This window comes from Fundicoccus ignavus (assembly GCF_009659375.1).
Taxonomy (GTDB): Bacteria; Bacillota; Bacilli; order Lactobacillales; family Aerococcaceae; genus Fundicoccus; species Fundicoccus ignavus.
In genome coordinates this window covers 106740-121619 of sequence record NZ_WJQT01000002.1, presented here as the reverse complement: position 1 = coordinate 121619, position 14880 = coordinate 106740, and the positions used below count along the sequence as shown (strand labels likewise).

General features: G+C 35.6%; 14 protein-coding genes. 1 reads left to right on the top strand and 13 read right to left on the bottom strand.

Features of this window, described 5'->3' with window-relative positions; translation table 11 throughout:
* Positions 1-28: 28 nt before the first annotated feature.
* Both GF867_RS02605 and GF867_RS02600 read right to left on the bottom strand, forming a co-directional pair.
* Positions 29-241 (bottom strand): YneF family protein, encoded by a 213-nt coding sequence (locus GF867_RS02605; RefSeq protein ID WP_153831563.1) that lies wholly within the window; start codon positions 239-241, stop codon positions 29-31.
* Positions 242-342: 101 nt separating this feature from the next.
* Positions 343-618 (bottom strand): DUF896 family protein, encoded by a 276-nt coding sequence (locus GF867_RS02600; protein ID WP_153831562.1) that lies wholly within the window; start codon positions 616-618, stop codon positions 343-345.
* An 89-nt stretch (positions 619-707) separates the two neighbouring features.
* Between GF867_RS02600 and lexA the strand changes: the two genes are divergently transcribed.
* Positions 708-1322: a transcriptional repressor LexA gene (lexA, locus tag GF867_RS02595; protein WP_153831561.1), complete on the top strand. Its 615-nt coding sequence runs from the start codon at positions 708-710 to the stop codon at positions 1320-1322.
* A gap of 171 nt (positions 1323-1493) precedes the next feature.
* On the opposite strand, the gene GF867_RS02590 is transcribed toward lexA, so the two are convergent.
* The 11 genes from GF867_RS02590 to era all read right to left on the bottom strand — a co-directional run bounded on the left by GF867_RS02590 (position 1494) and on the right by era (position 14824).
* Entirely contained in the window at positions 1494-2006 is a 513-nt protein-coding gene (locus tag GF867_RS02590) for an adenine phosphoribosyltransferase (protein WP_153831560.1), read from the bottom strand.
* Complete coding sequence (gene recJ, locus GF867_RS02585) at positions 2003-4354, bottom strand: single-stranded-DNA-specific exonuclease RecJ (RefSeq protein WP_153831559.1); 2352 nt, start codon at positions 4352-4354, stop codon at positions 2003-2005. Before recJ ends, GF867_RS02590 begins: the two co-directional genes overlap by 4 nt.
* A 37-nt stretch (positions 4355-4391) precedes the next feature.
* Positions 4392-4688 carry a LapA family protein gene (locus GF867_RS02580; protein WP_153831558.1) on the bottom strand — a complete coding sequence of 99 codons (297 nt, stop codon included), beginning with the start codon at positions 4686-4688 and terminating at the stop codon, positions 4392-4394.
* Positions 4685-5485, bottom strand: a complete 801-nt coding sequence (locus GF867_RS02575; protein WP_153831557.1) for an SDR family NAD(P)-dependent oxidoreductase — start codon at positions 5483-5485, stop codon at positions 4685-4687. The genes GF867_RS02580 and GF867_RS02575 overlap by 4 nt, the downstream gene beginning before the upstream one ends.
* A gap of 13 nt (positions 5486-5498) precedes the next feature.
* Positions 5499-6431 (bottom strand): ribonuclease Z, encoded by a 933-nt coding sequence (gene rnz, locus GF867_RS02570; protein ID WP_153831556.1) that lies wholly within the window; start codon positions 6429-6431, stop codon positions 5499-5501.
* 137 nt (positions 6432-6568) lie between these two features.
* Positions 6569-8419: an acyltransferase family protein gene (locus GF867_RS02565; protein ID WP_253940708.1), complete on the bottom strand. Its 1851-nt coding sequence runs from the start codon at positions 8417-8419 to the stop codon at positions 6569-6571.
* Positions 8420-8430: 11 nt separating this feature from the next.
* On the bottom strand, positions 8431-9735 hold the full coding sequence (obgE, locus tag GF867_RS02560) for a GTPase ObgE (RefSeq protein WP_153831554.1): 1305 nt from the start codon (positions 9733-9735) through the stop codon (positions 8431-8433).
* A 33-nt stretch (positions 9736-9768) separates the two neighbouring features.
* Positions 9769-11820 carry a glycine--tRNA ligase subunit beta gene (gene glyS, locus GF867_RS02555; protein ID WP_153831553.1) on the bottom strand — a complete coding sequence of 684 codons (2052 nt, stop codon included), beginning with the start codon at positions 11818-11820 and terminating at the stop codon, positions 9769-9771.
* A gap of 12 nt (positions 11821-11832) precedes the next feature.
* Positions 11833-12732 (bottom strand): glycine--tRNA ligase subunit alpha, encoded by a 900-nt coding sequence (glyQ, locus tag GF867_RS02550; RefSeq protein WP_311453576.1) that lies wholly within the window; start codon positions 12730-12732, stop codon positions 11833-11835.
* 364 nt (positions 12733-13096) lie between these two features.
* A complete protein-coding gene (gene recO, locus GF867_RS02545; RefSeq protein WP_153831551.1) occupies positions 13097-13888 on the bottom strand; it encodes a DNA repair protein RecO in 792 nt (263 codons plus the stop codon).
* A 27-nt stretch (positions 13889-13915) separates the two neighbouring features.
* Entirely contained in the window at positions 13916-14824 is a 909-nt protein-coding gene (era, locus tag GF867_RS02540) for a GTPase Era (protein WP_153831550.1), read from the bottom strand.
* Between the last annotated feature and the right edge of the window lie 56 nt (positions 14825-14880).

Sequence of the window (14880 nt, the reverse complement as noted above, 5' to 3'; positions counted from 1 at the left end):
AAATATGGTAAATCTCCTGTAAAAAAATCTATTGACCTTTCATTGAACGCATAATTTGTTCAACTTTCTTCTTAGATGGTTTTTGTCCCATTTGGGCCATCATTTGCGTGATCATTCTTTCATCAATTGGTGGATTTTCTTTAAAGTATTTCATCATGTAACGACGCGCAAGAAAGAATCCACCTACTGCACCAGCAACTAGTGCTAATAAAACAATAAAAATCCAAGCTATTGTTGGCATATATATATACCTCACTTTCTAATTTCATGTAGTATTAGTTTACTAAAATTTAATAGTTTTTCATAGCAATTTTTTGAAGTCTTGCAAAATAATAGAAAATTCTAGTCTTTTTTATTTTGATAGAAGTAATGTTGAAGATGACGACCGTGTAATTTACGATCTTTTTGGATATTTTTAACTTTATCCGGAGTGACGTCTGTACCATCTTCATCGACTACTTTAATGCCTTCGATATGATTACGCATACCAAAGCGTAGATTTTCAATATACTCTTCTCTTAGAGCTTTTTGTTCTGCTAATTCAGCTTCATTTAAACCTTCAGCTTTCTTTTTGCGGGCTAATTGATTAATTCGTTCAATTTTGTCTTTCTCTAACATTTTATGTCCTCCTTTGCGAACGTTTGTTTGTTTTCGCTTATTATATCTGATATAATAAGCTTAATACTAAATGAAATGAGTTGATTCCAATGGCTAAATTGTCAACTAAACAATTGACGATTCTCCAATGTATTTATGATAACATCGAAGCAAACGGATATCCACCAACAGTGCGTGAAATTGGATCTGTAGTTGGTCTATCTTCTACCTCAACCGTTCATGGGCATTTATCTCGCTTAGAAAAAGGCGGTTACTTAATTAAAGATTCGAGTAAAACACGTGCTTTAGAGCTAACTCAACTAGCCATCGATTTACTAGGTGTTGGCCCCGTTGAAGTGCCCTTGTTAGGTAAAGTAGCCGCTGGTTCACCTATCTTAGCAATAGAAGATGCTACTGCTTTCTATCCAGTACCACCAGAATTAAATTACGATCCTAGCGAACTTATTATGCTAGAAGTAAAAGGTGATAGTATGGTGAATGTTGGTATTATGGATGGTGATATCATCACTGTACGCCGTCAAACAACAGCAGATAATGGCGAAATTGTCATCGCAATGACCGATGATGATGAAGTAACTTGTAAGACTTTTTTCAAAAAATCCGATCACTTTATACTAAAACCTGAAAATGACTATATGGAGGACATTGTCCTAAAATCAGTCACTTTACTTGGTAAAGTTGTCAGTTTATTCCGTCGTTTTTAAGCTTTTTCCCTACATTTTTAAAGAACGAACAAAGCACGTAGTAATCAACCTTCTAAGTTGATAGCTACAACAGCTTTGTTCGTTTTTTCTTTTATCAGTTATTGAACAGACGTTACTGTATTATTTTTAATGCGAAAAATTAAAAATTCTTCACATACAACTAGTTAGTGATTAGTACGTCATTAAAGTTTTAATGTCGTAGCCTGCAATTTTATCGCGACCGTTTAAGTCTTCTAATTCAATTAAGAAAGCACACCCTACCACTACACCACCTAAAGCTTCAACTAAATCAATTGTTGCTTTAATTGTTCCACCTGTAGCTAATAAGTCGTCAGTAATTAAAACTTTTTGACCTGGGATCAAAGCATCTTTGTGCATCGTTAAAGTGTTGCTTCCATACTCTAATGAATAGTCAACTTCAATTATTTCACGTGGTAATTTACCTTTTTTACGTACTGGTACAAAACCAATTTCTAAAGCGTAAGCAACTGGACACCCTACGATAAAGCCACGTGCTTCAGGTCCAACAACAACGTCTGCACCTAATTCTTTAGCGTAATTAACAATTTGTTGTGTCGCTTCTTTGAAGGCTTCACCATTAGCCATTAATGGCGTAATGTCACGGAAAATAATACCTTCTTCTGGATAATTATCTACTTTTGCAATATAATCTTTTAAATTCATGATTTTACCTCATTCTCCTCGAAATATCTCTCTATTTCAGATATTGTCTGATAATTCAATAATGCTTCTGTTTGCATTTCTCTTCGATACTTTTCAATTGCAGGTAGTGCAAATAAATCTACTGCCTCTTTTGAGTGTGCCGTATTAAACGAAACAAAGCCATCTTTTATTGTAACAAATTCTGCCTCAAAAAACACAACAATCATCAATTTTAATCTAGTTTGATGAATTTTTAATACTTCACTCATCTTAGACAGACTTTGTCTAAAATGAAAACTTGATTGTTGAGACAACCAGCGATATAAAACTGCAAATTCTTGTCTGGTTGGTTCGCCAGCCGTATATTTGGACTCTTGGACAAAAGATCCTAGGTATATTTTGCTCCATTCAGTTTGCTTAATTAAGAACTCTAGTGATTCTATATCTTGTGGTGGTTCCATTATGATTAATTTTTCTTTGGTATTAGTCTCTAAACTCTCTTGATTAACTTCCTGGTATAGCATAACTTGACTACTACTAGGAATGCGTTCACTGAAATAAGCAGCTAATTTTGAATGTCGGAAAACATAAATAGCAGCTGTTTCTTGTAATAATTCCGGTGCGATTCTACTTGATCGATAATCTAACCATTGCGTTCTAGCAATACCCATATCAGTCACCATGACTTGCGGACTGACTTTATTACGCCATTCATTAAGAGACAAAGTTCCAACAAGCGACAGTGTATCTTCGTTCTGTATGCCTTCAAACTGAGTCGCCTTTGAAAACGCAACACAGTCTAATATAGTGTCAGCATGCTGATTCTCAGAGACAGACAATTTAACATGTGTTTTATCTGCACCAATTAAACGTATATTCTTAACGAGTACATCTTCAAAAACAAATAATGGTCTTGGATTATCCATACCAAATGGCCCTAACAATTCAACTTCCTCTATAAAATCGACTTCAATTTCAGAGACTGGAAGGACAGCATCAATTTTTAAGCTTTCTGGTTGATTAATTTTGTCTTCATGTTTATTCGCAAGACTATGTAACGCTTCTTTGAAATTTTCCCAAGAATTTTCATTTACAGTTAAACCAGCCGCTTGACTATGACCACCATAGTAACTAATGTGTTGGTCAATTGATTGAAGCCACTCAAAGATATTTACTTGATCGACACTTCGCCCGCTCCCTTTCAATTCTTGCTTATCAAGCAAATGTTGAAATAAAATAGTTGGGCGGTTGTATTTCTCTTTAAGTCGACTGGCGACGATTCCTAATACGCCCGCATGCCAATCTGTACCCGATTCAACAATCACATTGGGTAATTCAGGTAACAAATCAATTCGAGCTTCCACTTCTTGTTGAATTTGTTTGACAATAGCTTGACGCTCACTATTCTTCTCATTGATTAATACTACTAGCTGTTGGGCCATTTCCTCATCAAAAGTTTGTAATAGCTTTAAAGCTGGTGTTGGATCTCCTAAGCGACCAATTGCGTTTAATCGAGGCCCAATAACGAATCCAACCGTATCAACATCAATTTTATCAAATTCTACTTGTTGGGTTTCTAATAACAGCCTTAATCCTAAACGTTGAGTATCTTTTAGAAATTGCAAGCCACCTAAAACAATCGTACGATTTTCATCAGTGAGTGACACCATATCACATAGAGTCCCAATTGCTGCTAACTCAACTACTTCTGGCATAATTTCATCTAAAAGTGCATGGGAAATTTTTAATGCGACTCCTGCACCACTTAACTCTGCAAATGGATAATCTCCTTCTGGATGTTTAGGATGAATAATGGCATACGCATTTGGGGGTGTTGCTTGCATTTCATGATGGTCTGAGACAATCACATCAACGCCTAATTCTTTAGCTCGTGCAATTGCCTCGTGCCCAGCAATTCCATTATCACAGGTTAAAATCAACTGCACACCATTCGCAATAAATTCCTCATATCTTGCGACATTTGGCCCATAACCATCTGTTATACGATTTGGCAAATAATAGTCAACATTGGCTCCGATTGTTTCTAATGTTTCAAACAATATTAAGGTACTCGTGATACCATCTGCATCATAATCTCCGTAGATTAGTATCTGTTCTCCATTAGCAACGGCTTCTTGCAATCGTTCAACTGCAATATCCATTTGGTATAAATTAAATGGGTCATGATACAATTGTGGTGTTTGATTGATGGCTTGTTCAACTTGGTCCTTACTAGTAAAACCTCGTTCAATACACAAACGCAAAAAAGCAGGTGAATATTTCAATCCTGCCATTTGTAATTCTTCAATTAATTTTGTTTCTTCTTGAGAATGAGTTGGTAATTCCCAATTATATTTTGCTAAATTCATTTTAAAACCTCAACTTACATTCTATTTTCATATGCTACTAGTTAACTAGTTTAGATTCCTTTGCTTGAACATTAGTCGTTTGCTTCCGTTTTAAATCTGATAGTTCTTGTTCAACTTTTTTCGTATTGCGTCTAGCTCTGCTTACAGAGGCAAATGAAACAAGTAAACCAATAATCACGCCAATAATTAAAGTGATTAGAATCACCATAACAATCGGCACCGTAATTTTGGTCAAAAATAAGTTCACCGTTACATTCGCAGTATTTTGAATCGCAAAGATAACGACAAAAATTAAACTGAATAAAGAAATTAATATTTTCCATGGACCTTTCATCTTGACTCCTCCTTAAAGTTAAAGAGATTAGTATTTAAGAAATCACTAATATGAGGGACCAAAGGCGAAATGATAGCTGCCGTTTTTAGCATGAATGGCATATTAACCTCTCGTTTTCCTTTAACCATAGCATCGATTACTCGTTTTGCTACAGTTTCAGTCTCCAATGCAAACAACTCAATACGTTTATAGTAAGCTTGTAAAGTGTCATTGCGCGTGAAAAATGGCGTTTTTACTGGGCCAGGATTGATGGTTGTAACACCAATACCATATTTCTTTAATTCTAATCTAAGTGCATCAGCATAACCGATTATAGCAGATTTGCTAGCTGAATACACACTTGAAGAATGCGACGATAACTTACCGGATATTGATGAAATAAACACGATTTGACCGGATGCTTGCTCTAGCATCTCCAGAGCTACTAATTGGCTCAAGTACATCATCGCAAAGGTATTAATTTTAAACATTTCTTGAATTTCTTCATACGAAAATTCAACTGCGGGCTTAAATTCACCATACCCAGCAGAGTTAATTAAATAATCAATGCGGCCAAAATATTTCTTAGCTTTAACAACTAAACGTTCGATTTGTTTCGTTTCACTTAAATCTGCTACCACTATCAGCACTTGAACATTAAATCGTTCATGTAAATCTTGTGTTAATTCTTTAAGCAATGAACGGCGGCGCGCTACTAAAACCAAATGAGCTCCTTTATTAGCGAGTTGATACGCAATTTCTTTACCGATGCCACTTGTTGCACCCGTAACTATGACCACTTTATTGTTTAACTTCATTGACTTTTTCCTCCTAATTCAATGAGTTTAAATCATATTCTTCCAAATCAAAGACCACTTTACTTTGCTTAAAGATAGATTGTGCACCTTTCTCTAGCTCTTTCACATCTTGTCCTAAATATCTTGCACTAATATGATTCAAGTAGAGCTGTTCGACACCAGCTTTTAGTGCAACTTTTGCAGCTTGCTGATTAGTTGAGTGAAAATAAGCATGAGCCATTTTCTCTTCACTACTATCATGAGTTGCTTCATGGACTAAAACATTTGCTCCTTGAGCTAATTGATGAATATTATTGCATTGTCGTGTATCGCCAAGAATCGTCACTACTTTCCCCTTATGGTCTGGAGCAACAAAATCTTTCCCATTCAGTACAGTTCCATCAGCCAATGTAACTTGTTCCCCTCGTTTTATTTGGCCGAATATTGGACCATTTGGGATTTTATATTCTGCTAATCGATCAACAAGTAATTCTCCGACTGAATCCGGTTCTGTAATTCTATAACCAAATGATAAAACACCATGTTCCAATGGTAAATAATCAACTTTCCATCCTTTGTCTAAATTGATACTACCACCATTTGGATCTAACTCGACAATTTTAAGTTTGTACAACAGCTTTGTTTTAGAGAGTTTTAAGGTCATTTGGACAAATTGACGAATTCCTGGAGGCCCATAAATTGTAAGCGGACCTTCGCCTCCCTGAAAAGAACGGCTACTTAAAAAGCCAGGCAAACCATAAATATGGTCACCGTGCATATGTGTAATAAACACATTGGTAATTTTTCTAGGTTTTATGGTTGTTTTAAGAATTTGATGTTGTGTGGCTTCACCACAGTCAAATAACCAAATTTCATTTATTTCATCTAATAATTTTAGTACTAAAGCACTAACATTACGAATTCGACCTGGCACACCTGCACCAGTGCCTAAAAATTGTAATTTCATATGTTTAACCCTTTCTATTCAATTGTTACTAATTGGGGTAAAAACAAAACCGGACTCTAGATAAATAGATGATTGGCATGCAATCAAGTCTATTATCATAAAAGTCCGGATTAATCATCACCTTTATTGGTTTACGCTTAACGTTGTCTGTAGATTTCTTGCGCAATAAATTTCGCTAATTCCAGTGCTCCCTCAGCATTAGGATGAACCTCATCATCAGAGTACCACTCAGGATGATCATTCGCAAAACCAGCCCAGTCAATTATTTTTACATTACCATATCTTTGGGCAGCTGCAAATAGTTGAGTGTTTGCATTATTCGTCCAAGCTCGATCGACATGAACAGATAGGAAATATTGATCTTTATCCGTTCCCACTGCCTCAATATAATCATTCAATTGTGCTGCAGTAAAAGTTCCGTTTGAACCAAGTATCGTTACAACTGTTGGTTTTAAAGTGCCATTAAGTTGCATCGCTTGAACGACCGAATAACTATTGTAAAGTTGACGACCTACTGAACCGTCTACTACCGCTTTTGGAAATACACTTTGAATTTCACTTGCACTTGCTAGTAAAACTGAATCTCCAATAAAACTAATATCTAAGCCATTCGCAAATAGTAATTCTTGCTGACTTAAACCTTCAATATTGTTGACAACTTTAACAGTCTCAGTCTCTTGTGTCTGAGTATCTTGTGCTAATTTTTTATTCTCTTCAATCGTTTGTTGTAAAATTTGTGCTGTTTCACTTCGTTGTTCAGGTGATGCGATTACACCAACCAAACCCATTATGAGAACAAATGCATACACACCTGTCAGTGTCTTAATCACTTTTAAACTTTTCGGATTATCTCTTAAGTAAGCAAACTGATGTTTTGTTTTCTTCCAATTAAAATCTTGCCCGATTGGCAAACTCCATTGTTTAATTTCAAATAATCGATAAGTAATCTCACTTAATATCATAATGACTAAAAACTGAAGTGCAAAGTTTAAATAAATGTTTGTTTTAAACACAACTAAATTTTTCGAAATAATTAAATATACAGGATAATACCATAAATAGTAAGAATAACTTCTTTTACCAAAAAAGGTAAATAATCTAAAACTAAATACTTTATGCCAAATTGTTGCAGGGTGCATTGCACACATGACAAGTACGGCACAGACTAAGGTAAACAAAGCCATTCCAAATTGATAAGCAAATGCATGCGTCCCATACATAAACTTAATCATAAAAAAGGCCAAAACTAACGAAATTAATCCCGTGACATTAAAGATTATTCTGGCTTTAGTTTGCATTGGTTTAGGTTGAAGTTTGATTGGATAAAGTAAACCGATTGCTCCACCAAAAGTAAATGCGAACGCTCTTGTCAATAAACCATAATAAATTCTAGTTGGATCTTCTCCAGCCTTGTATAAATAACCTAATAGTACAGCTGACAATAAAGAAACGATTAACAAAATATTAGTCGTTATCCCTGGTTTCTTATGCCATGAATAGAATAATTTCATCATAAGCGGTACTAATATAATTAACTGGCCATATATTGCAACGTACCACAAATGTGTAAAAGGACTCGGATTCGCTGCCTGAACAAAATAAGACTGTTCATTAGCAATTTGATAATAGTTATTGAAAAATAACAATGCTGAAATCGCCATGTTTCGAATATTAAATAAATAATCTCGAGCGAACAGTAATATATAGGTAATGGTTATTGATATCATCGCTAGCATTGGGAAAAACAGGCGTGAAAAACGCCCGCGGTAAAACTCCCAAAGTTTTACTGATTTTCCTCGAACGCTAGCAGTATATAGGCTACGGAAATTTAAAAATCCAGCAATGAATAGAAACAAGTTAACGGCTAGAAAACCACCTGGCACAATATGCTCAAAGAAATAATAACCAATAATAGTTAGTATTGACACACCTTTTAAACCATCAAAAACTGCAAGTCTTTTAACGGGTGCTTTAACTTTATTTTCCATCATGAAGCCACCTAATCCATAAATTCGAAGAAGTAATCTGATAATTGAACTGTATCGCCGCTTTCAGCTCCTAATTTACGCAACTGTTCGTCTATACCCATACCACGTAATTGTCTAGCAAATCGAGCGATACTTTCATCATGAACCATATTCGTCATGGCATAAAGCTTCTCGATTTTACTTCCACTAATTAACCAATGACCAGGTTGAATTTCTTCAATTTCAAATGGTGTTTCTTCTTCCAACGTATAATGAACTTTCTCCTCAACTTCATCATGTAATGAAATAAATTCTGAGTTTTGTACAAGGTCATAAGCTCTTTGTAACAATGGCTTAATGCCTTTGTTTTGCCATGCACTAATTTCGAAAATCTCCGGTACATCGCGATCTAAATTAGCATAATACTCTGCTAATTTTTCCTTTAAAGTTACTAAGTTTTCTTCAGCTACTGCTTCATCCATCTTATTAGCAACGATAATCATAGGTCTTAATAATAATTTTTCATTATAATTCGCTAATTCATGCATGATATCTAAGAAGTCTTGGAATACATCACGGCCATGTGTTTGCGCAACATCCAGAACATGAAGTAATACTTTCGTTCTTTCGATATGACGTAAGAAGTTAATCCCTAACCCCACACCTTCTGATGCACCTTCAATTAGTCCTGGCATATCGGCCACGACAAATTCTTGGTCAACTTTCAACTTAACCACACCTAAGTTAGGGACTAAGGTTGTAAATTGATAATCTGCGACCTTAGGTTTCGCATTGCTGATAACAGATAATAACGTAGATTTCCCAACACTTGGATATCCAATTAGTCCTACATCTGCTAATACTTTCAATTCTAATGATAACTCTACTTCTTCTCCTGGCTCTCCATTTTCTGCAATGGATGGAGCTGGATTTTTATGAGTAGCAAACTTAATATTACCTCGACCTCCACGGCCTCCTTTAGCAACAACGAGTTCCTGTCCATGATCGACTAAATCTCCTAAGACTTCATCAGTCTCAACGTTTTTAATAATTGTTCCTGGTGGAATTTTCACGACTAAATCTTCAGCACTCGCGCCATATTTACTCTTACTCATCCCATTTTGTCCATTATCTGCCTTAAAGTGGCGATTATAACGAAAATCCATTAATGTTCTTAGGCCTTCGTCAACTCGGAAAATAACACTACCGCCTTTTCCTCCATCACCACCAGCCGGACCACCGTCTGGTACATATTTTTCGCGTCTAAAAGCTACCATGCCATCGCCGCCTTTACCGGCTTTAACATCAACTTTCGCACGATCTAAGAATGTAGACATACTCTCCACTCCCTTCTTAATATTATTTTTATCTTAATCAAATTTACTAATTAATTCACGTGGGTCAACCATTTCAGTTACAAAAATAGTCAACAATTTCATTGTTGCTTGACGATTGCGTTTAATCGCTTCATCATCAGCGTTTACCATATTATTCTCGAAATATGCATTAATGACTTCTACTAAATCAAGCAATTGTTGAATTACTTCTTTGGGACTACCTGAAGTTAATCCTTCAATCTTTTCTACTAAAGCTTTTTCCGATTCTGTTTCAAGGATTGTTAAATCAATTGCTTCAACTTTTGATACTTTAGCTCCCAAGTTCACAACACGAGTGATCGCTTCGACCATTGCACGATATTCACTAGACTGCGCTTGTTTAAATTGTTGTAACTCATGCGCACTCTTTACAATATAGTATACATTTAAATGCTCCACATTTGAAACAGCTTGAATGATATCATGATCAATGCTATCTATTTCTAAATGCTGTTGCACTCGCGCTTGGATGAAGTTCCCTAATTTTTCTTTAAGGTCTGACCATTCAGATGATTCTTCTTGTAATACAATCGCATCTAAGATATCCAATAAGTCAAAGTCCCAAGCTTGGTCTAAAATTATTTCAACAATTCCCAATGCTTTACGTCTTAAGGCGTGAGGGTCGTTTGAACCTGTTGGAATTAACTTGATATTAAAGTAGTTAGCAAGTGTATCTAATTTGTCAACCAAAGCAAGCAAAGCACCTGCTTTAGTATCTGGTAATGTTCCACCACTAGTTACTGGCAAATATTGAGTACCAATGGCTTTAGCAACTTCAGCACTTTCACCGTAGTACTCTGCATAAATTTGCCCCATCTGTCCTTGTAATTCATCAAATTCACCAACTGTTTGAGTTAACAAATCAAACTTATAGAGTTGAGCGGCTCTTTCAGCAATTGCTACGTCAGATGTTTCAAGTTGAGCTGGAACTAATTGCTTCGCAACTAGTTTAATTCCTTGTTCTACTCGCGCTTGTTTTTCTGAGAATGAACCTATCTTTACATGTTCCTTCACCGTCGCCAACTTATCTAAATAATACGATAGTTCATGGCTTAAATCCTCGCGGTAGAAGAACAAGGCATCTTCTAAACGTGCTTTAAGTACTTTGCGGTTACCTTTTATGACATTCTCAATATGATCCGCATTACCATTTCGTACTGAAATAAATACAGGTAATAATTTTTCTGTGTCTTTTGCCAAAGCATAAAAGTATCTTTGGTGATCTCTCATTGCGGTGATCAATACACTTTCAGGAACATCTAAGTACTCTTCCTCAAATTCACCATAGAAAGCATTTGGCCATTCGACAATTGAAGTAACCTCTTCCAGCAAATCTTCATTGATTGGTACATTCCAATTGTGTTCTTCAGCAATTGTTTCAATTTGTTTGCGAATAATTGCCTGTCTTTCCTCAAAATCAACAAGTACAAATTGTTCTTTTAATTGTTTAACGTACTCATTCGGATGAATAATTGTCGCATCATTCCCTAAGAAGCGATGCCCCTTTGTAACATTACTTGCGTCAACACCTACGAAAGTGAAAGGAACAATTTCATTTTCTAATAAAGAAACAATCCAATGGATTGGACGAATATAAGGTGTAGCAACATTACTCCAGTGCATAGCAACCGGGAATGTCATCTGAGAAACCACATCGACAATCTTAGTCAGGACTTCCTTAGTCGCTAAACCTTCAATGTGTTTATCTAAGTATACGTATTCACCATCAATAATCAAATCGTCAGTGCTTGCTTTTTGTCCTCGAGCAAAACCTTGCGCAGCTTTACTCCATTCACCTTGATCGTCTTTCGCAACTTTTAGAGATGGACCTTTCACTCGTTCATTTAAATCACTTTGTCTATCTGATAAGCCATCTACAATTACAGCCAATCTTCTTGGTGTGGAATAAGCATTTACAGCCTCGAACGCTATGCGTTCTTCACTCAGAAAATTCTCTACTCTTTCTTTCAATTGTTGACTTAAGTTCAATAGAAAACGAGCTGGTATTTCCTCTAGCCCAACTTCTAATAAATATTGTTTTGCCATCTCATTTCCTCCTTATTCTGCGTCCAATTGATTGTCATGTAGTAAAGGAAAGCCTAACGCTTCTCTCTCTTCCACAAAAGCTTGAGCAATACTACGTGCCATTTTACGGATTCTACCTAAGTAACCCGGACGATCCGAAACAGAAATTCTACCTCTTGCATCTAACAAGTTAAACGTATGAGAACATTTCAAAATATAGTCGTAAGCTGGATGAACCAATTTTAACTCAATTAGTTTTAAAGCCTCTTGTTCATACGCTTCAAATTGATTAATTAACATTTCAACGTTACTGTGTTCAAAAGAATATGTTGAATGTTCGCGCTCTGGTTGTAAGAAGATATCACCGTACTTAACGCCCTCAACCCAGTCTAGATCATAAACATTCTCTACATCGAGAATATACATCGCTAATCTTTCTAATCCATAGGTTAATTCACTTGTTACCGGATCACACTTTAATCCACCAACTTGTTGGAAGTAAGTAAATTGTGTAATTTCCATTCCATCAATCCATACTTCCCAACCTAAACCAGCACAACCTAAAGATGGATTTTCCCAGTTATCTTCTACAAAGCGAATATCATGTGCTAGTGGATCAATACCAATCGCTACTAAACTCTCTAAATACAATTCTTGAATGTTTAGTGGTGAAGGTTTCATGACTACTTGAAATTGATGATGTTGATACAAACGGTTTGGATTTTCACCATAACGACCATCAGCTGGTCTTCTTGACGGTTCTACATAAGCAGCATTCCAAGGCTCTGGTCCTACTGCACGTAAGAAAGTATATGGACTCATTGTTCCAGCACCTTTTTCAGTATCATAACTTTGGAGAATTAAACATCCTTGTTCAGCCCAAAATTGTTGTAAAGTTAAAATTATCGATTGAACGGTTCTTTTTTTCATTATTATATACTCCTTATCTTCAATATAAGATTAACAACTTCATCTTCACTTGATTAAGCAACATAGTACTTTTAATTACCTAATAAAAACCACAAAAATATCCCTATGATTAACAGAGAAAAACTTCACTGTTAATCATAGGGACGAATTATCTTCGCGGTTCCACCCTAATTCTAGCATATACTAGCACTTAATTTAGAAGATTAAACTGATTCAAAAACTGCCTCGAAACTGCCCTAGCTTTCACCATCCTAGAGTCGCTTTACTATCTTTTATATAGTTTTTGATATGATATACATTTTACTAACTTCACTTTCAAAAGTCAATCAAAAGAACAGCTATTTCTATTTAAAAATCGATTGGTGTATCACTCTTCTGTCGGCTTGTCTCTTTTAAGTATTTGAATAAATTTACGATCATTTTCTAACATTTGGTCTAAATAACTTTTACTTTTCAGACGTATTCCAACATATTCTTTATAAATTTCATCCATCAAACGCCGGATTTCAGCTAATGTTTCTTGAGAAACATTCACGGTTTGAACTTGTTCTAGCTTAATTTGTGCTAACAAGCTAGTAATATACATCGCTTTAGGAGAAATATGTAATCTAAATTCATCTTCAGAAAAATGTTGTTGACAGAGGACTCCATGTTGACGAATGCTGAAATCAAAAGGTTGTTGCTTAGCCCCACATATTACACAGGCATCCCATTTAAGTTGGACACCGAATCCTTTTAAAAGATAAATTTCAATATAAGTCGCGATTATTTCCGGAGACTTCCCTTCATTTAGTAATGCTAAAGCCAGCTTAAATAGTTCGTAGACAAGTAAATTGGGTACATTATCATCGACTACCGAATCTACAAGCTGCGAAATATAAGCCGCATAAGCTTGAACGGTATAATCACTTTGTACTAATCGATTAAATTGAATAGTTGAAGCCTCTGTTAAGAAAGATAACCCTTCTTGATTAATCGTTCCAATATACTCATTCATCGTTAGCGGAATCAACTGACTTCCCATTGGATGATTAGGTTTTTCTAATCGCTTAATGAAAAACATTTTAGTCCCGTAAGCAGCTGTAAATATCTTCACCAATGCATCGTGTTCTCGGTGCTTACGTTTAAATAAGACAATACCTTCAAATCGCTCTCTCATTGGCAAGCCCTCCAAATTAATTAACGATTAGTAATTATCAGGTCGGTAACCGTACTCCATTAAGTCAGACTGACGGTCACGCCAATTCTTTTGAACTTTAACCCATAAGTCTAAATACACTTTATCATCTAACAATAATTCGATGTCTCTTCGAGCCATTTGACCAATTTTTTTAATCATACTACCTTGCGCACCAATGATCATACCTTTTTGACTCTTTCGTTCAACTATTATTGTCGCTTGAACTTCTATTTTATCATTCTCATTTCTTTGCATACTTTGAACCTGAACCGCAACTGAATGTGGAATCTCTTCGCGAGTTAAAATCAAAATCTTTTCACGTATAAACTCTGCCACAACAAAGTACTCTGGATGATCCATTACTTGATCTGCAGGATAATATTGTGGTCCTTCTGGCATCTTGCTCTTTAAATCATTTAGTAATTCCGGAACATTACTACCTTCTTTGGCACTAATTGGGAATATTTCATCGAAATCATGTTCTACTTTAAACGAATCTATAATCGCTAAAAGCTCATCTGGATGAACTAAGTCAATCTTATTAATTAACAAGTAAACAGGTACTGTGCTATGTTTAGCTTTCTCAATAACCAAACGGTCTCCAGGTCCAATTTTTTCACTAGCATTCACCACGACTAAAACTGCATCGACACCTTTTAGTGCACTGAACGCTGTTTTTAACATAAAGTCTCCCAAAGCATGTTTCGGTTTATGGATACCAGGTGTATCAATAAAGATAATTTGAGTTTCATTATCTGTATAAACACCTTGTATCTTATTACGTGTTGTTTGTGCTTTATCCGACATAATTGCAATCTTTTGGCCGACTATTCTATTTAATAGTGTTGATTTTCCAACATTCGGTCGACCAATTATTGCAACAAAGCCTGATTTAAATTGTTTTGATTCTTTCATTTTATCTCCTTTTTATTCAACTACATCTTGTAGTAAGATTACCTTTAGCCAGTCAT

Excerpts from the sequence above, each read along its gene's own strand:
- GF867_RS02605 (WP_153831563.1), bottom strand. The coding sequence starts at position 241 with ATGCCAACAATAGCTTGGATTTTTATTGTTTTATTAGCACTAGTTGCT.
- GF867_RS02600 (WP_153831562.1), bottom strand. The coding sequence starts at position 618 with ATGTTAGAGAAAGACAAAATTGAACGAATTAATCAATTAGCCCGCAAA.
- lexA (WP_153831561.1), top strand. The coding sequence starts at position 708 with ATGGCTAAATTGTCAACTAAACAATTGACGATTCTCCAATGTATTTAT.
- GF867_RS02590 (WP_153831560.1), bottom strand. The coding sequence starts at position 2,006 with ATGAATTTAAAAGATTATATTGCAAAAGTAGATAATTATCCAGAAGAA.
- recJ (WP_153831559.1), bottom strand. The coding sequence starts at position 4,354 with ATGAATTTAGCAAAATATAATTGGGAATTACCAACTCATTCTCAAGAA.
- GF867_RS02580 (WP_153831558.1), bottom strand. The coding sequence starts at position 4,688 with ATGAAAGGTCCATGGAAAATATTAATTTCTTTATTCAGTTTAATTTTT.
- GF867_RS02575 (WP_153831557.1), bottom strand. The coding sequence starts at position 5,485 with ATGAAGTTAAACAATAAAGTGGTCATAGTTACGGGTGCAACAAGTGGC.
- rnz (WP_153831556.1), bottom strand. The coding sequence starts at position 6,431 with ATGAAATTACAATTTTTAGGCACTGGTGCAGGTGTGCCAGGTCGAATT.
- GF867_RS02565 (WP_253940708.1), bottom strand. The coding sequence starts at position 8,419 with ATGGAAAATAAAGTTAAAGCACCCGTTAAAAGACTTGCAGTTTTTGAT.
- obgE (WP_153831554.1), bottom strand. The coding sequence starts at position 9,735 with ATGTCTACATTCTTAGATCGTGCGAAAGTTGATGTTAAAGCCGGTAAA.
- glyS (WP_153831553.1), bottom strand. The coding sequence starts at position 11,820 with ATGGCAAAACAATATTTATTAGAAGTTGGGCTAGAGGAAATACCAGCT.
- recO (WP_153831551.1), bottom strand. The coding sequence starts at position 13,888 with ATGAGAGAGCGATTTGAAGGTATTGTCTTATTTAAACGTAAGCACCGA.
- era (WP_153831550.1), bottom strand. The coding sequence starts at position 14,824 with ATGAAAGAATCAAAACAATTTAAATCAGGCTTTGTTGCAATAATTGGT.